Annotated in this window: 15 protein-coding genes; 13 read left to right on the top strand and 2 right to left on the bottom strand. The window is 71.1% G+C overall.

The window, feature by feature from the left end; genetic code table 11:
• Positions 1–214 precede the first annotated feature (214 nt).
• The 3 genes from H1D24_RS06720 to H1D24_RS06710 are packed head-to-tail and all read left to right on the top strand — an operon-like array spanning position 215 to position 5,819.
• Positions 215–1,483: an aspartate aminotransferase family protein gene (locus tag H1D24_RS06720; RefSeq protein WP_181656469.1), complete on the top strand. Its 1,269-nt coding sequence runs from the start codon at positions 215–217 to the stop codon at positions 1,481–1,483.
• Positions 1,480–4,383 carry an FAD-binding and (Fe-S)-binding domain-containing protein gene (locus tag H1D24_RS06715; RefSeq protein ID WP_181656468.1) on the top strand — a complete coding sequence of 968 codons (2,904 nt, stop codon included), beginning with the start codon at positions 1,480–1,482 and terminating at the stop codon, positions 4,381–4,383. The genes H1D24_RS06720 and H1D24_RS06715 overlap by 4 nt, the downstream gene beginning before the upstream one ends.
• Positions 4,380–5,819 (top strand): NAD-dependent succinate-semialdehyde dehydrogenase, encoded by a 1,440-nt coding sequence (locus tag H1D24_RS06710; protein ID WP_181656467.1) that lies wholly within the window; start codon positions 4,380–4,382, stop codon positions 5,817–5,819. The genes H1D24_RS06715 and H1D24_RS06710 overlap by 4 nt, the downstream gene beginning before the upstream one ends.
• A gap of 171 nt (positions 5,820–5,990) precedes the next feature.
• Here the strand turns inward: H1D24_RS06710 and H1D24_RS06705 are convergent, their stop codons facing one another.
• Entirely contained in the window at positions 5,991–6,734 is a 744-nt protein-coding gene (locus H1D24_RS06705) for an IclR family transcriptional regulator (RefSeq protein ID WP_181656737.1), read from the bottom strand.
• A 348-nt stretch (positions 6,735–7,082) separates the two neighbouring features.
• The gene (locus H1D24_RS06700; RefSeq protein WP_181656736.1) at positions 7,083–7,829 is read right to left on the bottom strand and encodes an IclR family transcriptional regulator; all 747 of its coding nucleotides are present in this window, start codon (positions 7,827–7,829) and stop codon (positions 7,083–7,085) included.
• 281 nt (positions 7,830–8,110) lie between these two features.
• Here H1D24_RS06700 and solA point away from each other — a divergent pair, with 281 nt between their 5' ends.
• The 10 genes from solA to H1D24_RS06650 all read left to right on the top strand — a co-directional run bounded on the left by solA (position 8,111) and on the right by H1D24_RS06650 (position 19,181).
• A complete protein-coding gene (gene solA, locus H1D24_RS06695) occupies positions 8,111–9,247 on the top strand; it encodes an N-methyl-L-tryptophan oxidase (RefSeq protein WP_181656466.1) in 1,137 nt (378 codons plus the stop codon).
• 5 nt (positions 9,248–9,252) lie between these two features.
• Complete coding sequence (locus H1D24_RS06690) at positions 9,253–10,311, top strand: M14 family metallopeptidase (RefSeq protein ID WP_181656465.1); 1,059 nt, start codon at positions 9,253–9,255, stop codon at positions 10,309–10,311.
• A 74-nt stretch (positions 10,312–10,385) separates the two neighbouring features.
• The gene (locus H1D24_RS06685; RefSeq protein ID WP_181656464.1) at positions 10,386–11,495 is read left to right on the top strand and encodes an ABC transporter substrate-binding protein; all 1,110 of its coding nucleotides are present in this window, start codon (positions 10,386–10,388) and stop codon (positions 11,493–11,495) included.
• Positions 11,488–12,627: an ABC transporter ATP-binding protein gene (locus tag H1D24_RS06680; RefSeq protein WP_181656463.1), complete on the top strand. Its 1,140-nt coding sequence runs from the start codon at positions 11,488–11,490 to the stop codon at positions 12,625–12,627. The genes H1D24_RS06685 and H1D24_RS06680 overlap by 8 nt, the downstream gene beginning before the upstream one ends.
• Positions 12,628–12,630: 3 nt before the next feature.
• Positions 12,631–13,524 (top strand): ABC transporter permease, encoded by an 894-nt coding sequence (locus H1D24_RS06675; RefSeq protein ID WP_181656462.1) that lies wholly within the window; start codon positions 12,631–12,633, stop codon positions 13,522–13,524.
• Positions 13,521–14,387: an ABC transporter permease gene (locus H1D24_RS06670; protein ID WP_181656461.1), complete on the top strand. Its 867-nt coding sequence runs from the start codon at positions 13,521–13,523 to the stop codon at positions 14,385–14,387. Before H1D24_RS06675 ends, H1D24_RS06670 begins: the two co-directional genes overlap by 4 nt.
• Complete coding sequence (locus tag H1D24_RS06665; RefSeq protein WP_181656460.1) at positions 14,384–15,766, top strand: aminotransferase class III-fold pyridoxal phosphate-dependent enzyme; 1,383 nt, start codon at positions 14,384–14,386, stop codon at positions 15,764–15,766. Before H1D24_RS06670 ends, H1D24_RS06665 begins: the two co-directional genes overlap by 4 nt.
• Before the next feature lie 78 nt (positions 15,767–15,844).
• On the top strand, positions 15,845–16,798 hold the full coding sequence (locus H1D24_RS06660) for a succinylglutamate desuccinylase/aspartoacylase family protein (protein ID WP_181656459.1): 954 nt from the start codon (positions 15,845–15,847) through the stop codon (positions 16,796–16,798).
• The gene (locus H1D24_RS06655; protein WP_181656458.1) at positions 16,795–18,246 is read left to right on the top strand and encodes an aldehyde dehydrogenase family protein; all 1,452 of its coding nucleotides are present in this window, start codon (positions 16,795–16,797) and stop codon (positions 18,244–18,246) included. Before H1D24_RS06660 ends, H1D24_RS06655 begins: the two co-directional genes overlap by 4 nt.
• Positions 18,243–19,181 carry an aldo/keto reductase gene (locus H1D24_RS06650; protein WP_181656457.1) on the top strand — a complete coding sequence of 313 codons (939 nt, stop codon included), beginning with the start codon at positions 18,243–18,245 and terminating at the stop codon, positions 19,179–19,181. Before H1D24_RS06655 ends, H1D24_RS06650 begins: the two co-directional genes overlap by 4 nt.
• Positions 19,182–19,227: the final 46 nt, after the last annotated feature.

The following is a 19,227-nucleotide window of genomic DNA, read 5'->3' as shown; positions in this document are numbered from 1 at the left end:
GGGAGTGCCCCGTCACTCTGACAAGCCTCGCTGACCTGCGCAAGAGCCGTGAGCGCGCTTGCGAGGCGGAGGGGCGTGCCATGGAGCCCGGTGCGGTTGACACAACGTCCGGATACCGCGTCGCGGCTGGACAGATCGCGCGTTGGCGCCGTCCTGGTCCGCGGAGATGCTCGGGGAGACCGGAGCAGACCGACGAATCCGCCGGGAGACGATCATGACCGCACTGTCGCCGCACCTTCGCCAGGCCACGCCCGTGGTGGCGGTCCGGGGCGAGGGCGTCCACCTCTTTGGCGAGGACGGCCGCCGCTACCTCGACTTCACCGCCGGGATCGGCGTCACCAGCACCGGGCACTGTCACCCCAAGGTCGTGGCAGCGGCGCAGGAGCAGGTGGGCACGCTCGTCCACGGCCAGTACACGACGGTGATGCACCAGCCCCTGCGGCGACTCGTCGAGAAGCTCGGCGAGGTGCTGCCGGCCGGCCTGGACAGCCTGTTCTTCACCAACTCCGGCAGCGAGGCGGTCGAGGCCGCGCTGCGGCTGGCCCGCCAGGCCACCGGCCGCCCCAACGTCATCGTCTGCCACGGCGGCTTCCACGGCCGTACGGTGGCCGCCGCCTCCATGACGACATCCGGCACCCGCTTCCGGTCCGGCTTCTCCCCGCTGATGAGCGGTGTCGTCGTCACCCCCTTCCCGTCGGCCTACCGCTACGGCTGGGACGAGGAGACCGCGACCCGCTTCGCCCTGAAGGAGCTGGACTACACCCTCCAGACGATCTCCTCACCCGCCGACACGGCCGCGATCATCGTCGAGCCGGTGCTCGGCGAGGGCGGCTACGTCCCCGCGAACCGCGCCTTCATGGAGGGCCTGCGGGAGCGCGCGGACCGCCACGGCTTCCTGCTCATCCTCGACGAGGTGCAGACGGGTGTCGGCCGCACCGGCCGCTTCTGGGGCCACGACCACTTCGGTGTCACCCCGGACATCCTCGTCACCGCGAAGGGCCTGGCCAGCGGCTTCCCGCTGTCCGGCATCGCCGCCTCCGAGGAGCTGATGGCCAAGGCGTGGCCGGGCTCGCAGGGCGGTACGTACGGAGCCAACGCCGTCGCCTGCGCCGCCGCCTGCGCCACCCTCGACGTCGTACGCGACGAGAAGCTCGTCGAGAACGCCGAGGCCATGGGCAAGCGGCTGCGCCACGGCCTGGAGGCGGTGGCCGACCGCACGCCGGGCATCGGCGACGTACGCGGCCTCGGGCTGATGCTGGCCACCGAGTTCGTCACCGAGGACGGCAGCCCCGACCCCGAGACCGCTGCCCGCGTGCAGCGCGCCGCCGTCGACGAGGGCCTGCTCCTGCTGCTGTGCGGCGCCTGGAACCAGGTCGTGCGGATGATCCCTGCGCTCGTCATCGACGAGACGGCGGTGGACGAGGGTCTCCAGGCCTGGGCGACCGCGGTGGAGGCCGGTACATCGGGAGCGGCAGGGCGATGACGGACACCACCACGGCCCTCGAGCCGCTGGTCGCGCGGCTCACCGAGACCGCTCCCGGCCTGCGGGTGGAGACGGGCCCGGGCTCCACCGGTCCCTACGCCTACGACGCCTCCAACTACCGGGTCCCGCCGAGGGCCGTGGTGTTCCCCGGCAGCGCCGACGACGTGGTCGCGGTGGTGCGGGCCTGCCGGGAGACGGGCGTCCCCGTCACCGCGCGCGGTGGCGGTACCAGCATGGCGGGCAACGCGGTCGGACCGGGCGTCGTCCTGGACTTCTCCCGGTACATGAACCGGATCCTGGACATCGACCCGCTGGCCCGCACCGCGCGGGTCGAGGCCGGCGTGATCCTGGACACGCTGCGCGGCGCGTCCGCCCTGCACGGGCTCACCTTCGGCCCCGACCCCTCCTCGCACAGCCGCTGCACCCTCGGCGGGATGATCGGCAACGACGCGTGCGGCAACCGGTCGGTGCGGCACGGGCGCACCAGCAGCCACATCGAGGCCCTGGAGATCGTGACGGCAGACGGCGTACGGGCCGTCGCCGACCGCACCGGACTGCGCGCCGCCGATCCGGCCGACGCGGACGCCGTCCAGCGTGTCGCCCGGCTCGAAGCCGACGTACGACGCCTGATCGACGCCAACCTGGCGCCGATCCGCACCGAGCTGGGCCGCGTTCCGCGTCAGGTCTCCGGCTACCAGCTGCACCATCTGCTCCCCGAGCACGGGTTCGACATGGCCCGCGCCCTGGTGGGCACCGAGGGCTCCTGTGCGGTCGTCACCGCCGCGACGGTCCGCCTGGTGGCGACCGCACAGGCTTCCACGCTGCTGACGCTCGGGTACGACGACGTCGTGGACGCCGCCGAGGACGTCCCCGAGATCCTGCGCTGGAACCCCACCGCCGTGGAGGGCATGGACGAGGCGATCGTCGCCACCATGCGCGCCCGGCGCGGCCCGGACTCCGTGACCGGGCTGCCCGAGGGGCGGGCCTGGCTGTACGTCGAGCTCGACGGCGACGACCAGGCGTCGGTCGACGCCCGCGCCGCCGAACTGCTCGACGTGCTCAAGGCGCAGGGCCGGATAACCGGCGGGCGGGTCGTTCAGACCCCTGCGGAGCGGCGTTCGCTGTGGCGGGTCCGCGAGGACGGGGCCGGCCTCGCCGCCCGCCTCGTGGACGGCGTGGAGTCCTGGCCCGGCTGGGAGGACGCGGCCGTCGCGCCCGAGAACCTGGCCGCCTACCTGCGGGACTTCCGCATACTGCTGGCCTCCCACCGCCTGACCGGGGTGCTGTACGGCCACTTCGGCGCGGGCTGTGTCCATGTGCGCATCGACTTCGACCTCGCCACGGACGCCGGCCGGGCCGCGACCCGCGGCTTCCTGGCCGAAGCCGCAGCCCTGGTCGTCGAGCACGGCGGCTCGCTGTCGGGTGAGCACGGTGACGGGCGGGCGCGCGGTGAGCTGCTGGAGGTCATGTACAGCCACCGGATGATCCGGACGTTCGCCGCCTTCAAGGAGATCTTCGACCCGGAAGGGCTGCTCAACCCGGGCGTCATCGTGGCCCCGGCCCCGCTCGACGCCGATCTCGCGCTGCACACGCCCTCCGATGTCGTGCCCGTGGAGACCCTCTTCTCCTTCCCGCACGACGAGGACGGCTTCGCGGGCGCGGTCCGCCGTTGTGTCGGCGTCGGCCGCTGCCGCAGCGACGCTGGCGGCGTGATGTGTCCCAGCTACCGGGCCACCGGCGAGGAGAACGCCTCCACCCGAGGCCGGGCCCGGATGCTCCAGGAGATGGTGCGCGGCAGGACGGTCCAGGACGGCTGGCGCTCGACAGAGGTGCGCGACGCCCTCGACCTGTGCCTGTCCTGCAAGGCGTGCTCCAGCGACTGCCCCGTCGGCGTCGACATGGCCACGTACAAGGCGGAGTTCCTGCACCAGCACTACAAGGGCAGAATCCGGCCCCGCTCCCACTACTCGCTGGGCTGGCTGCCGCTGACCTCGGCCCTCGCCGGATTCGCCGCCCGCCCGCTCAACGCGCTGCTGCGCGGACCGGTCGGCACGCTGCTCGCCCGTCTCGGCGGCGTGACCACGAAGCGCCGGATACCGGCCTTCGCCTCCCGGCGCGCCCTGCGCAAGGTCCTGCGGTCGGCGAAGACGGATGAACCGGCGAAGGCCCTGCTCTTCGTCGACAGCTTCACCCGGGCCTTCCGCCCCGAGGTGGCGGGCGCCGCGAGCCGCGTGCTCGCCGACGCCGGCATCCCCTGCACCGCCGAGGACGGCCTGTGCTGCGGCCTGACCTGGGTCAGTACCGGGCAACTGTCCACCGCGCGCCGCATCATGGCCCGTACGGTCGCCCACCTGGACAACGGCGACGACCGGCCCATCGTCGTGGCCGAACCCAGCTGCGCCGCCGCCCTCAAGCGTGACGTGCCCGAACTGCTCGACACCGACGCCGCCCGGCGCGTCGCGGCCCGCGTCCACACCTTCACCGGCGCCCTGACCGACCTGGCCGCGCCGGACTGGACCCCGCCGAAGCTGCCGGACCAGGTCGTCCTGCAGACCCACTGCCACGAATACGCCACCTTCAAGGGCCGCCACCCCCGCGACCTGCTCGGCCGCCTCGGCGTAGAGAAGGTCGACGAGGCGGAGGGCTGCTGCGGACTCGCCGGGAACTTCGGCTTCGAGGAGCAGCACTACGACACCTCGATGGCCGTCGCCGACCTGGCCCTCAAGCCACGTCTCGACGACATCGACCAGGACACGCCGACGGTCGTCGTGGCCGACGGCTTCAGCTGCGCCACCCAGATCGACCACCTCGCCGGTGACCGGGGCATCCGCGCCCTGCACCTCGCGGAACTGCTCGACCCCACCGCCGATCAAGCCGCTCGACCAGGAGGAACCTCATGACCGACACACCCACGCAGTTGTTCATCGGCGGGGCCTGGGTGGACGCCGCGGACGGCGCCACCATGCCCGTCGACGACCCCGCGACCGGTGAGATCCTCTGCCATGTCGCCGACGCGGGCGCCAAGGACGCCCAGCGCGCCGAGGAGGCGGCCGTCCGGGCGCAGGAGGAGTGGGCCCGTACGGCGCCCCGGGTCCGCAGCGAGATCCTGCGCCGGGCCTACGAGATCATCGTCGAGCGCACCGACGAGCTGGCCCACCTGATGACGGCCGAGATGGGCAAGCCCCTGGCCGAGGCCAGGGGAGAGGTGGCGTACGCGGCCGAGTTCTTCCGCTGGTTCTCCGAGGAGGCCGTCCGCATCGAGGGCGGCAACGGCGTCCTGCCCGACGGCCGCAACCGCATGCTGCTCTCCCGCCGGCCGGTCGGCCCCTGCCTGCTGATCACCCCGTGGAACTTCCCGCTGGCCATGGGCACCCGCAAGATCGGCCCGGCCATCGCGGCGGGCTGCACGATGATTCTCAAGCCCGCCCCGCAGACTCCCCTCTCCAGCCTGGCCCTCGCCGCGATCCTGAAGGAGGCCGGGCTGCCGGACGGCGTGCTCAACGTCGTCACCACCTCCCGTGCGGGGGAGGTGTGCGAACCGCTCCTGCGCGGCGGGCGGATTCGCAAGCTCTCCTTCACCGGCTCCACCAACGTCGGACGCCTGCTGCTCGCCCAGAGCGCGGAGGCGGTCGTGCGGACCTCGATGGAGCTGGGCGGGAACGCGCCGTTCATCGTCTTCGAGGACGCCGACCTGGACAAGGCGGTAGACGGCGCGATGGTCGCCAAGATGCGCAACATGGGCGAGGCGTGCACCGCCGCCAACCGCTTCTTCGTCCACAGCTCCGTGGTGGAGGAGTTCGGGCGGCGCCTGGCCGAGCGCATGGGCGCGCTGGTCGTGGGCCCCGGCACCCGGGACGGCGTCGACGTCGGCCCGCTGATCGACAGGACCGGACGGGGCAAGGTCGAGGAACTGGTGGCCGACGCGGTGGAGCGCGGCGCCCGGGTACTCGTCGGCGGCCGTACGCCCGAAGGCCCGGGCTGCTTCTACCCGCCGACCGTACTCACGGACGTCGCCCCGGACAGCCGCCTGATGGACACGGAGATCTTCGGCCCGGTCGCGGCGATCCTCACCTTCGACGACGAGGTAGAGGTGATACGCCGGGCCAACGACACGCCCTGGGGCCTCGTCGGCTACGTCTTCACCGAGGGCCTCGACCGAGCGCTGCGCGTCAGCGAACGCCTGGAGGTCGGCATGGTCGGCCTCAACACCGGCCTCGTCTCCAACCCGGCCGCCCCCTTCGGCGGCGTCAAGCAGTCGGGGCTGGGCCGCGAGGGCGGCCGGGTCGGGATCGAGGAGTTCCTGGAGTACCAGTACCTCGCGGTGCCTGTGCGATGAGGGCGGTCCTGCCCTGACATACGCCCCATCGCGCACCGCGGGCCACCCCGTGCCCGGCCGCTCCGTCCTCCTGGCCGGGCACGGGGGTGGGTTGGCCTCGCCGCACAGGCGGCGGGCCCGCCCTCGCCCTGCGGACGGCGGCTTCCGAGGCGGAGCGGGGAGCGGCCGTACTCAGCGCAGGTGGCGGGCGGTGATCTCCGCCGCGGTGTCGGTCACCACTTGGCCCAGCTCGGCCAGCCTGCCGGGCTCGAAGCGTGAGTCGGGCAGGGAGACGGCCACGGCGGCCAGCGGCACGCCGTCACCGTCCAGGACAGGTGCCGCGATGGCACAGACACCCTGGAGGTACTGGTTGTGGTTGACGGCGTAGCCACGCTCCCTGACCCGGCGGAGCTCCGTGCGCAGCTCCTTCGGGTCGGTGATGGTCTCCTCGCCGTACCCCTCGAGCGTGCCCGTCGCGAACTCGTCGACCTCGGACTTCGGCAGATGGGCGAGGACCGCGTGCCCGGTGGCCGTGGCGTGCAGGGGTGAGGTGTCGCCGATGGCGTGGAAGGTCCGTACGGCGTGGTCGCAGTCGACGCGGTCGACGACGACCATGCTGTGCAGTGCGTCGGGCACCGACAGGTGGATGGTCTCGTTCAGCGCGTCGCGGAGCCGGATCATGGGCTCGCGGGCGGCGGCGAACAGGCTGGAGCCCTGGAGGGCGGCGGGTCGTACGGCGAGGACGCGGGCGCCGATCTCCCAGCGGGTGGTGTCCTTGCGGTTCGCCCGGAGCCAGCCCGCCTCGTTGAGCGTGACCAGGGTTCGCTGCACGGTCGATTTGGGCAGGCCGAACAGCTTCGTCAGCTCCCCCACGGTCACGGGCTGATGCTGGGCGACCGCCTCCAGGATGCGAAGTGACCTGGTGACGCTCTTCATTTCCATCCGGGCCCCCATCACTCGCGTGTCTTCGTCGTGCTCACCCCTTGACTCCCTTCCCGGAGCCATGGGCATGATGCATGCCAGATTCTAGCACGGCGTTCCACAATATGGCATGAAGCGCGGAGTGGAGTGGATCCGATGACCTTCGTGGCGATGAACGGCGGGAGCGCCCTGCCCGCTCCCCGCCGCGCCGCGCGGGGCGGCCGCCCTGGGCCCGGCACCTCCCCTGGCCGGGCCCAGGGCGACGGCTGCCCTGACATGCGGCAAGGGCCGACCCGCACGCTCCGACGCGTGCGAGCCGGCCCCTGCCGGTCCGGGGCCCTCGTGGGCCGTGCCGCCTTCCGTTCAGGCGCCCAGCAGGCGCCCGGTGATCTCCGCTGCCGTGTCGGCGACGAGGCCGCCCCACTCGGGCGCCCGGTCCTCGTCGTAGCGGGAGTCGGGCATCGAGATGGCCACGGCGGCCAGCGGTGTCCCGCTCTCGTCGAGCACGGGCGCGGCGAGGGCGCAGACGCCCGGCCGGTACTGGTTCCGGTTGATCGCGTAGCCGTCGGTGCGGATCCGGTCCAGCTCGGCGCGCAGTTCGTCGGGGTCGGCGGGGGTCGTGTCGCTGAAGCGCTCCAAGCCCTGGGCGATGAGTTCCTCGACGTCCCGCTTCGGGAGCTGCGAGAGGATCGCGCGCCCCACGGCGGTGGCGTGCAGCGGAGAGGTGTCGCCGACGTTGTGGAAGGTCCGTACGGCGTGGTCGGAGTCGACGCGGTCGACGACGACCATGCACTGCAGTGCGTCGGGCACCGCCAGGTGGATGGTCTCGTTCACTCTGTCCCGGAGCCGGATCATGGGTTCGCGGGCGGCGGCGAACAGGCTGGAACCCTGCAGGGCGGCGGGTCGCACGGCCAGCACCCGGGCGCCGATCTCCCAGCGCGTGGTGTCGCTGCGGTTCGCGCGCAGCCAGCCCGCCTCGGCCAAAGTGACCAGGGTGCGCTGCACGGTCGACTTCGGGAGGCCGAAGAGCTTCGTCAACTCCCCGACGGTGACCGGCTGATGCTGGGCGACCGCCTCCAGGATGCGCAACGACCTGGTCACGCTCTTCATTTCCATCCGATTTCCCCCTGTTAATCCTCAGAATTTCTGATGGACACCCTCTTGACTCCCCAACGAGCCGCTGACATTCTCGTGCCAGATTCTAGCACAGCGTTCCACGATGTGGCACGGCCCAAGCGAAGACGCGAGGAAGTGGGCCGGCACCGGGAGGCACGGCGGCTGCTAGCCGATGGCCCGAAGAAAGGGCCCGGCCCCCGTCCAAACCGCCTCGAATCGATCAGCCTCACGTCGGGCGCCCAGCATGCGCCTCGGCGATACGAAAGGAAAGTCCTGTGTCAGCTGCCAGGAAGCGCGTCGCCGTCGTCGGCGTCGGAACGATGGGCAGCCAGGCCGCCTGGCGGCTGGCGGCCCGCGGCGCCGAGGTCGTCGGGTACGACCGGTTCGCTCCGGGCCACGACCGCAGTGCCGCCGGCGGTGAGACCCGGATCTTCCGCAGCGCGCACTTCGAGGATTCCCGGTACGTACCGCTGCTCCAGCACGCCGACGGCCTCTGGGGACGGCTGCAGCAGGAGACGGGCCGCGAGCTGCGCCGCCTGACCGGGTGCCTGCTGATGGGACCGACCGAGCACCAGCAGATGGCGACCGTCCTGCAGTCCATCGCCGAGCACGGGCTCGACCACGAGGTGCTCGACGCCGAACTGCTCGCCAAGCGCTTCCCGCAGTACCGGATCGAGGACGGTGACGCGGCCGTGCTCGACCGCCGTGCGGGCTTCATCCGGCCCGAACTGACGATCCAGACCGCCGCCCGCCGCGCAGAGCAGCTGGGCGGCGTCATCCACCGCTACACCACGGTCCGCGAGATCGTCCCCGTCGCGAACGGCGTGGAGATCCGCACCGACGCCGGCAGCGAACACTTCGACACGGCCGTCGTCACCCCCGGCCCCTGGGTCAACGACCTGCTGCCCGACCTGCCGTGGGAGGTGGACATCCGTCGGCTCGTCAGCGCCTGGTACGTGCCCACTTCCGACGCCTGGTTCGGCGAGGAGCGCCCAGCCTTCATCCGTACGGCCCCCACCCACTGCTACGGACTGCCCTCCCCGGACGGCATCTCCGTCAAGCTCGGCCTCTCCCGCGCCCTGCACCGCCCGGCCGGCGACCCCAACCAGCTGGACCGGAACGTACAGCCGGAGGAGCTGGAGATCTTCACCGACCTCATCAGCCGCTACATGCCGGACCTGAACCCCGACCCGACCCGGCTGTCCGTCTACATGGAGGGCTACACCGAAAGCAGCCGCCCGCTCGTCGGCCCGCTGCCCGGCAACGACAACGTCGTACTGCTCGCCGGGTTCTCCGGCCACGGCTTCAAGCTCTCGCCCGCCTTCGGCGACATCGCGGCGGACTTGGCGCTGGACGGCACCTCGCCCCAGCCCATCGACTTCATCTCCACCCTGAACCGCGCGGAGGCGTGACGACCATGACCGACAAGCTCCACATCGGCCCCCTGAGCGCCGAGCCCGGCACCAAGACCCGCGGCACCGTTACCGCCGACCTCGGCACCCTCACCGCGGACATCCCGCTGACCCTGGTCAACGGCACCCGCCCCGGCCCTCGCGTCGTCATCACCGCGGGGGTGCACGGCGGCGAGTTCACGCCTATCGACGCCGCCGTGCGCCTGGCAGACCTGCTGGAACCCGGTGAGGTGCGCGGGCAGGTGATCATCTGTCCGGTCGCCAACCCCAACGCCGTGTACGAGGGCCGGCTCAACGTCTCCCCGGTGGACGGCGTGAACATCAACCGCGTCTTCCCCGGCGACCCGGACGGCGGCCCCACCGAGCGGCTGGCCGCCTGGCTCTTCGCCCACCTCGTCGACGGCGCCGACGTCTACATCGACCTGCACTGCGGCGGCATCGACCAGGTCCTGCGGGACTTCGTCGGCTACCGCCTCACCGGTGACCCGGACCTCGACAAGGCGACGGCCGAACTGGCCGGGTCCTTCGGTATCGAGGACGTCATGATCGGGCTGACGGCCGAGGGCGGCAACAGCCACGCCGCCGCTGCCCGCCGGGGCATCTCGGCGGTCCTGGTCGAGGTGGGCTCACTCGGCCAGCGGGACGAGCCCACGGCCCTCCGTCGCGTCGACGGCCTCCTCACGGCACTGCGCCACCTGGGCGTCCTCGACCAGGACGGCTCCGCCCCGGCCCCGATCCGCACGTGGGTCTGGTCCGCCGGCGTCACCGCCGACGCCACCGGCCTGTGGTACCCGGAGTTCTCCTTCGACGCCGACGTCATCGGCGAAGTGGCGGAGGGCGACCTCCTCGGCCGCATCGTCGACCCGGCCGACGGCACGGAGCACACGGTCCACGCCCCGGCCGGCGGACGGATCATCTACGGCATGCACGGCCTCACCGTCGCCCCCGGCACCGAACTCGCCGCCCTCGCCATCCCGTGGGACCCCGACATGCCCCCGAGCCCCGACACCCTCTCGGTCCCCGGCGTGGGTACCGGATCCGACGAGGCGGCCCCCCGCCACTAGACCCCCTTCAAGCCCCCCTTCCCACGTCCCCAGCCGCTCCCCTTCGCGCGGCCAGTACCACCAGGAGGCACACGATGAAAGATGCCCGAATAGACCGCAGACTCTTCCTGCGAGGAATAGGCGGGGTCACGGCGGGTGTCGCCGCCGCGACCACCCTCAGCGCCTGCGGTACCGGCACCAGCCGCAGCACTTCCACCGGCACCGGTGGGAAGGGCGGCAAGACGGTGATCGTCCGCGACAGTGGCGGTTCCTTCGGTGCAGCCCTGCAGAAGGCGATCTACACGCCGTTCACCCAGGAGACGGGCATCAGTGTCAAGGTGCTCAACGTGGACGATGCCCCGCTGCTGGCGCAGATCAAGCAGGGCCGCCCGCAGTGCGACCTGATCAACAACTCGATGATGTCGCACCAAAAGTACGTGAAGCATGACGCTCTGGAGGCGCTGGACCCCGAGCGGGTCAAGAGCGTGAAGAGCGCGAAGATCCCCGAGAACCAGATCACCGAGCATGCGATCGGCAACAGTTTCTACGGCCAGTGCATCGCGTACCGCACGGACGCCTTCGGCGGTAAGAAGCCCGAGTCGTGGGCGGACTTCTGGGACACCAAGGCTTTCACGGGCGGCCGCTCGATGGTCAGCCCGGACGGTGACCTGCCGGAGCTGGAGTTCGCGCTGCTGGCCGACGGCGTCCCGATCGACAAGCTGTATCCGCTGGATGTGGACCGCGCTTTCAAGGTGCTGACCCGGCTGCGGGCCGACATCAAGAAGTTCTGGGACAGCGGCCCGCTGCCCGGCGTGCTGCTGAGCCGCCAGGAGGTCACGATGTCCACCGTGTGGGACGGCCGGATCGCCGATCTGCAGAAGCAGGGGGTGCCGGTGGCCCGGCAGCTGGCCGGTATGCGCCGCCAGTTCCAGGGCTATGCCATCGCCAAGGGCGCGGCCAATGTGGACGGCGCCTACCAGCTGATGGACTTCGCGCTGCGGGCCGAGAGCCAGGCCGCGCTGGCCAAGGCGTTCCCGTCGAACCCGTCGTCGCCGCTGGCCTACGCCAAGCTCACCGAGGACGAGCGCAACGCCCTGGCGGGTGCGCCCAAGTACTACGACAAGGGCTTCGACACCGACATCGACTGGTGGCTGAACAACGAAGCGGCCGTCACCAAGCGCTGGCTGGAGTGGGCTCGTGGCTGAACATGGTGTGGTTACTCCTTCTGTCGAGACGGCCGGCGCCGCGTCGGCCACGACGACGGGCAAGGCGCTGTCGGTGGTGGCGCTGCGCAAGACGTACGGGGACGTCGTCGCTGTCGACGAGGCGTCCATGGAGATCGCGGCGGGGGAGTTCGTCACGTTCCTGGGTGCCTCGGGGTCGGGCAAGACCACCACTCTGATGATGATCGCCGGGTTCTGCGAGCCGGACTCCGGCACCATCACCGTCGGGGACCGCGACGTCACCCGGCTCGCCCCGCAAAAACGCAACCTGGGGTTCGTCTTTCAGCAGTACCTACTCTTCCCGCACATGAGCGTGAGCGAGAACGTCGCCTTCCCGCTCACCCTGCGCGGAGTGCCGAAGAACGAGATCCGCCGGCGGGTGGGGGAGACCCTGGAGATCGCCGGCCTGTCCGGGTTCGGCAGCCGCAAGCCGCGCGAGCTGTCCGGCGGCCAGCAGCAGCGCGTCGCGCTGTGCCGCGCGCTGGTCTACCGCCCGCCGGTGATCTTGATGGACGAGCCCCTGGGCGCCCTGGACAAGAAGCTCCGCGACCAGCTCCAGGTCGAGATCAAGACCATCCAGCAGGAACTCGGCCTGACCGTCATCTATGTGACGCACGATCAGGAAGAAGCGCTGGTCCTGTCGGACCGGATCGCGGTGATGCGCAACGGGCTGATCGAGCAGTTCGACACGCCGCGGGAGTTGTTTGAGCGGCCGAGGACCCCGTTCGTCGCGGACTTCCTGGGCGCGGCCAACTTCCTGCCCGGCCGCATCGAGCAGCACACCGACGCCCACACCCTGGTCCGCCTCGACGGGTCCGGGGGGCTGCTGAAGGCGCGCCGCCACGACCTGGCCATCGGCACCCCGGTGAAAGCGGCGGTCCAGCCGGGCCGGCTGCGGGTCTCTGCCCCCGACGACGGTTTCTGTACCGGCACGGTGGAGACCGCCACGTACGTGGGCACTCTGGTCCGCGCGGGTGTGCGGGTCGACGGCGATGACGCGCCGCCGCTGCGCCTGGAGGTACCGGCCGGCCGCGGCCCCGTCACCGGCGAGCGGATCGGGATCACCGCAGACCCCGACGACGTCAACCTCTTCCCCACCGAACAGGGAGGGTGAGCCATGGCCGCCCTCACCACCACGGCCCCTGCCCGTCCGCGCAAGCTCCTGGCCTCGCGCAAGACCCGGATTGGGATCCTGTACGCGCTGCCGGTCGTCGTCTATCTGCTGGTGCTGTTCGTCTACCCGATCTTCAGCACGCTGTTCCTCAGCCTCAAGGACACCGACGGCGCACTGACGCTGCACTGGTACGCCGACGCGCTGACCGGCGTCAACCTCTCCGTCCTGTTCACCACGCTGCGGATCTCAGCGGAGACCGCGCTGCTCAGCCTCGTCTTCGGCTTCGTCCTGGCCAACGCGATCTCCCGGCTCAAGCCCCTGTGGGCCGGAGTGGCCATGCTGATCGTGGTCGTGCCGCACTTCATCAGCGCCCTGGTGCGCACCTACGGCTGGATCATCATGCTCGGCGACAAGGGCCTGGTGAACGAGACCCTGACCGGCCTGTCCCTGCCGGGGGCGCCGTTCCAGCTGCTGTACAACGAGCTGGGCGTGGTCATCGGCACCACCTCCATGATGCTCCCGTACACGGTGCTGCTGCTGTACGGCGTGATGCGCGGCGTGGACCGCCGGCTGCTCGCGGCCGCGGCCAGCATGGGCGCCGGACGCATAACGATCTTCCGCCGCATCTACCTGCCGCTGGTCTCGCCCGGCCTGGCCAGCGCCGGACTGCTCAGCTTCATCCTCTCGCTGGGCTACTACATCACCCCCGCCCTGATGGGCGGACCCAACCAGACGATGATCGCCACCCTGATCAACCAGCAGGTGATGAAAGAGAACCAGTGGAACGGGGCGGCCGCTCAGGGCGTCCTCCTGCTGCTGATCACCTTCGCCGGACTGCTGCTGGTCAAACTCGTCACCTCGCTCGGCGCCAGCCGTAGGAAGAGGAGCGCCACATGATGGAACTGCGCAGCACCCTGGCCGGGCGGATCGTCCTGACCGCCGTCGCCACCGTGATCCTGCTGTTTTTGGCGCTGCCGATCGTGGTCATCCTCGTCACCTCCTTCAGCAACAACGCCTTCGCCTCCTTCCCCCCCGACACCTGGACGCTGAACTGGTACCAGGCGCTGTTCGCCGACGGCAGCAAATGGCCCGCCGCGCTCTCCCTGAGCGCCCTGGTCGCCGCCCTGAGCACCGTGTTCTCCCTCATCATCGGCGTGACCGCGGCAACCGCACTCACGCGCAGCGAACTCCCGCTGCGCTCCGCCGTCTACGCCCTGGTCCTCGGACCCCTGGTCATCCCGCAGATCGTCACCGCACTGGGCCTGTTCCTGCTCTTCGAGCCCGCCGCGATGCTGGGCAGCCCCATCGCCATCGCCCTCGGGCACACCGTGCTGGCCGCACCCATCGCGGTGCTGATCCTGATCGCGACCCTGCGCGGCATCGACGAACGCCTGGAGGACGCCGCCGCCAGCATGGGCGCCGGCCGCCTCACGATCGCCCGGCGGATCACCTTCCCCCTCGCCGCCCCCGGCATGATCGCCGCCGCGATCTTCTCCTTCATCACCAGCTTCGACGAGTTCTACATCTCCCAGTTCCTCTCCTCGGTCGACACCGTCACCCTGCCGGTGCAGGTCTACAACTCCCTGACCTTCGAAATCGACCCCAGCGTCACCGCGATCAGCGCCATCCTCATCGCCCTCGCCATCCTCGCCCTCGCCCTGGTCGCCCTGGCGCGCTGGCTCGGCTCCGGACGACAGGGCTCTCTGCTGTCAGTCGAGAACACGGCAGGGGTCGCCAACCCCGGAGGCGAGACCGTATGACCACCACCACCGCTCAGCCGACCGCCGCCACCGCCCAGCGGCACCTGCTGCTGAACATGACTGCCAACGGCTCGCTCGGCCCCGAGGGCGAAGACCTCCTCGTCGTCCGGCGAGGGGAGGGCCCGTACGTCGACGACGCGGACGGCAGGCGCTACATCGACGGCCTGTCGGGGCTGTACTGCTGCCAACTCGGCTACTCCTACGGCTCTGAGTTCGCCGAGGCCGCCGAAAAGCAACTGCGTGAGCTGTGCTACAGCCCGCTGTGGACCAACTCCGCGCATCCGACGGCGATCGAACTCGCCGAGCGGCTGTCCCGAATCGCCCCAGTGGACATCGAGCACACCTTCTTCTCGAGCGGCGGCGCCGAAGCCGTCGAGACCGCCTGGAAGATCGCCCGCCGCTATCACGCTCTGCGCGGCGAGCCGGGCCGCACCAAGGCCATCGCCCGGCGCGGCGCCTATCACGGGCTGACCATCGGCACCCTGTCGCTCACCGACGACCCGGGCCTGACGGAGCCGTACGGCCCGCCGGCGATCGACACCCGGTTCGTGTCCAACACCAACCGCTTCGGCCTCGCCCCCGAGTACAGCGACGACGAGACGTTCACCGCCCGGCTGCTCGCCGAGCTGGAGGCCGCGATCCTGGCCGAGGGCCCGGAGACGATCGCCATGCTCATCGCCGAGCCGGTGCAGAACCGGGGCGGCTGCATCACCCCGCCCCAGGGTTACTGGCCCGGCCTGCGCGCCCTGGCCGACCGGTACGGCTTCCTGCTCGTCGCCGACGAGGTCATCACCGCCTTCGGCCGGCTGGGGGAGTGGTTCGGCGGCGACTGCTACGGTGCCCGCCCAGACATCGTCACCGTCGCCAAGGGCATCACCGCCGGATACGCCCCCATGGGCGCAACTCTCGTCAGCAACCGCGTAGTTGACGTCATCAATCGACCCGGCGCGGTCCTCAACCACGGCTACACCTTCGCCGGACATCCGCTGAGCGCGGCCATCGCCCTGCGCAGCCTGGAGATCATGGAGCGCGACCGGATCCTGGAGAACGTACGGGATCAGCAGGGCCGTCTCGCCGACCGCATGGCGTCCCTGGTCGCGCTGCCGATCGTCGGTGACGTACGCGGCGCCGGGTTCTTCTACGCCTGCGAACTCGTCGGCGACCTGGACGACGGCGGCTTCAGCGACACCGTCCGGGCCGACCTGATCGTCGACCTGATCCCGCGCCGGCTGCGCGAGGCCGGACTCCTGGCCCGCGTCTACAACCGCTCCGCCCCGCTGGTCCAGATCGCGCCCCCGCTGATCAGCGACCGCCAACTCCTCGACCGTATCGCCGACATCATCGCGGACACCCTGGACGAGGCGTCCGCCCGCCTGTGACGCCTGCTTACGCACCGCTCTTGCAACGCTCGTGCATTGCTCTTGCATCGATCTTGCATCGCTCTTGAAAGGAACCACATGTACTCCATCGGTCCACTCACCGTTGCCCCCGGCGAGCGCGCCCAAGGGCTCATCCCCGTCGGCACCAGCACCTACGGCGTGGAGCTCGGCATACCCCTGATCGTCGTCAACGGCGCACAGGACGGCCCGGTCCTGTGCGTGGACGCGGGCGTGCACGGCGACGAGTACGACGGCCAGGAGGCCATCCGCCGCGTACTCGCCGAGATCGACCCGGCCACCCTGCGCGGCACGCTCGTCGGCATCCCCTGCATGAACACCCCGGCCTTCGAGGCCGCGGCCCGCACCAGCGGCCTCGACTATCTCAACCTGAACCGCATCTTCCCGGGCGACGCGGACGGCTCGTACTCCCTGCGCCTGGCCGCTACTTTCGTCGAGCAGGTCGTCCCCGCCATCGACGCCCTCGTCGACCTGCACACCGGCGGCACCTTCGGGGAGATCGCCCCGCTCGTCATCCTCCAGGGGGGCTACGAGGAGCTGGCCACGGACCTGGCCCTGGCAGCCGGACACGAGCTGGTGTGGAAGGGCGGCAAGTGGGGCGGCACAGTCCGGCACCCCACCCTCGCGGCCGGCAAGCCCGCCATCACCATCGAGGTCGGCGGCGGCACCTACCGCGAGCCGAACGTCGAACTGCACGCCCACGCCATCCGCAACATCATGCGGCAGCTGAAGATGACCGACGGCGCGGCGGAGCTGCGCGACACGTACACGACCGTCTCCGGCACCTTCGCCCGCTCGGACGCCGGCGGCTTCTTCGTGGGGCACGCCGAGCCGGGGGAGACCTGCAAGGAAGGCGACCTGATCGCCCACATCGTCGACCACTACGGCAACACGCTGGAGGAGGTCCGCGCCCCGCAGGACGGCATCGTTCTCTGGGTGCGCCGGATCCGCACGGTCCGTCCGGGCGACGAGGTCGTCATCTTCGGCGAGGTGCAGGGGGAGATCCGGCCATGAGCGCCGAACTTCAGCTGACCGAGCTGCTGATCGACGGCAAGCAGAAACCGGCCGCCGACGGACGCTCCTTCACCGTCCTGGACCCGTCGAACGGCACGGCCATCGCCCAGGTGGCGCTCGCCGGCAAGGCGGACGTGGACCAGGCGGTGGCGGCGGCGCGCTCGGCCTTCACCGAGTGGGCCCGGATGCGTGCCGCCGACCGGGGCCGGATCCTGTTCCGGATCGCCGAGGCCATCCGCTACCAGGGCGAACGGCTGGCGCGACTGGAGAGCCAGGACGTCGGCAAGCCCCTCAGCCAGGCCAAGGCCGATGTCGAAGCGGCGGCCCGCTACTTCGAGTTCTACGCGGGCGCCGCCGACAAGCTCGGCGGCACGACGATCCCCCTCGGCCCCGGCCTGATGGACTACACGGTCCGTGAGCCGATCGGTGTCTCCGGCCAGATCATCCCGTTCAACTACCCGCTGCAGAACACCGCGCGGGGCTCGGCTCCGGCACTCGCGGCAGGGTGCACGGTGGTGCTCAAGCCGTCGCCGGAGGCGCCGCTCACCCCGCTGGAGATCGGCAGGATCGCCCTCGAGTGCGGTCTTCCGCCGGGCGTGCTGAACGTGGTCCCCGGTGACGGCGAGACCGGCGCGGCCCTCGCCGGCCACCCGGACATCAACCAGGTCACCTTCACCGGCTCGGTAGCGACCGGTGTCAAGGTCGCCCAGGCCGCCGCCGCCAACGTGGTGCCGTCGGTCACCGAGCTGGGCGGCAAGTCGCCGGTCGTCGTCTTCGCCGACGCGGACTTCGACCTGGCGCTGACCGCCATCGCGGCCTCGGCCTTCGGCAACGCCGGCCAGACCTGCTCGGCCGGCACCCGGCTGCTGCTCCAGCGCGGCGCCGAGGAGTTCCTCGACAAGCTGGTGTCGTACGCCGCCTCCCTGCGCATCGGCCCGGGGCTCACCGACCCGGACATCGGCCCGCTGGTCGCGGCCCGGCAGCGCGACCGGGTGCTGAGCTACGTGGACCTGGCCCGGCAGGAGGGCGGGACGGTCCGTGTCGGCGGTGCGCCGTCCGACCCGGCCCTGGCCGACGGCTACTACGTCGAGCCGACCGTCCTCACGGGTCTGACGAACGACGCCCGTTGCGCCCGTGAGGAGATCTTCGGCCCCGTCGTCACCGTCATCGATTTCGACGACGCCGACGAGGCCCTGGACATCGCCAACGACAGCCCGTACGGCCTGGCCTCCTACGTCTGGACCCGGGACATCGACAAGGCGATGCGGCTGGCCGAGGGCATCCGGGCCGGTCAGGTCTACGTCAACGCCACCGGTGTCGGCACCGGCGTCGAGCTCCCCTTCGGGGGCTACAAGCACAGCGGCTGGGGCCGGGAGAAGGGCCTGGCAGGGCTGGACAGCTACCTGCAGACCAAGAACGTCTGCATCGGGTTCGGGAGCCGGTCATGAGGTACCGCACCCTGGGCGAGCGCGGCCCGGCCGTCTCCGTGGTCGGCGTCGGCGGCAACAACTTCGGCTCCCGTCTCGACGAGGACGGCACGAAGGCGGTCGTCCACGCGGCCCTCGACGCCGGGATCACCCTGTTCGACACGGCCGACATGTACGGCGGGTTCGGCGAGAGCGGCAACGGGCGCGGCGACGGCGAACGGCTCCTGGGCGCCGCCTTGAAGGGGCACCGGGACGATGTCGTCCTGGCCACCAAGTTCGGTATGGAGATGGGGCCCGAGGCCGACATGCACGGCCGGCGGGGCGCCCGCCCCTACATCCGGTACGCCGTCGAGGCGTCCCTGCGCCGGCTCGGCACCGACCGGATCGACCTCTACCAGTACCACGAGCCGGACGGCGTCACCCCGCTGGAGGAGACGGTGGCCGCGCTCCGGGAACTGGTCGACGAGGGCAAGATCCGGTACATCGGCTGCTCCAACCTCCCGGCCGAGGATCTCACCGACGCCTTCGTCTCCACCCAGGCCCGCTACCACCTGCTCGACCGAGGTGTGGAGCGGGACCTGATCCCGGCCTGCCTGCGCCACGGCGTCGGTCTGCTGCCGTACTACCCGCTGGCCAACGGCCTGCTCAGCGGCAAGTACCGGCGCGGCGAGCAGCCCCCGCCCGGCAGCCGCCTGTCCTGGCGGCAGGGCTGGCTCACCGACGCGGCCCTCGACAAGGCCGAGGCGCTCACCGCGTACGGCGCCGAACGAGGACTCACCCTCCTCCAGGTCGCGGTGGGCGCACTGGCCGCGCTCCCCGCCGTCGGCTCCGTCATCTGCGGCGCCATGACCCCCGAACAGGTCACCGCCAACGCGGCGGCGGCCGACTGGATCCCCGACCCGGCCGACCTGGCCGCACTCGACGCGATCGTCACCCCCGGCGAACGCGTCGTCTGAAGCCCCCACCCCACCCCCTGGAAATCCGGAAACCCGCGAGACTGAG

This window comes from Streptomyces himalayensis subsp. himalayensis (assembly GCF_013778455.1).
GTDB classification, from domain to species: Bacteria; Actinomycetota; Actinomycetes; order Streptomycetales; family Streptomycetaceae; genus Streptomyces; species Streptomyces himalayensis.
This window is presented reverse-complemented; position numbering and strand designations above follow the sequence as displayed.

Coding starts and splice junctions, on each gene's coding strand:
- H1D24_RS06720 (WP_181656469.1), top strand. CDS start 215: ATGACCGCACTGTCGCCGCACCTTCGCCAGGCCACGCCCGTGGTGGCG.
- H1D24_RS06715 (WP_181656468.1), top strand. CDS start 1,480: ATGACGGACACCACCACGGCCCTCGAGCCGCTGGTCGCGCGGCTCACC.
- H1D24_RS06710 (WP_181656467.1), top strand. CDS start 4,380: ATGACCGACACACCCACGCAGTTGTTCATCGGCGGGGCCTGGGTGGAC.
- H1D24_RS06705 (WP_181656737.1), bottom strand. CDS start 6,734: ATGAAGAGCGTCACCAGGTCACTTCGCATCCTGGAGGCGGTCGCCCAG.
- H1D24_RS06700 (WP_181656736.1), bottom strand. CDS start 7,829: ATGAAGAGCGTGACCAGGTCGTTGCGCATCCTGGAGGCGGTCGCCCAG.
- H1D24_RS06690 (WP_181656465.1), top strand. CDS start 9,253: ATGACCGACAAGCTCCACATCGGCCCCCTGAGCGCCGAGCCCGGCACC.
- H1D24_RS06685 (WP_181656464.1), top strand. CDS start 10,386: ATGAAAGATGCCCGAATAGACCGCAGACTCTTCCTGCGAGGAATAGGC.
- H1D24_RS06675 (WP_181656462.1), top strand. CDS start 12,631: ATGGCCGCCCTCACCACCACGGCCCCTGCCCGTCCGCGCAAGCTCCTG.
- H1D24_RS06670 (WP_181656461.1), top strand. CDS start 13,521: ATGATGGAACTGCGCAGCACCCTGGCCGGGCGGATCGTCCTGACCGCC.
- H1D24_RS06665 (WP_181656460.1), top strand. CDS start 14,384: ATGACCACCACCACCGCTCAGCCGACCGCCGCCACCGCCCAGCGGCAC.
- H1D24_RS06660 (WP_181656459.1), top strand. CDS start 15,845: ATGTACTCCATCGGTCCACTCACCGTTGCCCCCGGCGAGCGCGCCCAA.
- H1D24_RS06655 (WP_181656458.1), top strand. CDS start 16,795: ATGAGCGCCGAACTTCAGCTGACCGAGCTGCTGATCGACGGCAAGCAG.
- H1D24_RS06650 (WP_181656457.1), top strand. CDS start 18,243: ATGAGGTACCGCACCCTGGGCGAGCGCGGCCCGGCCGTCTCCGTGGTC.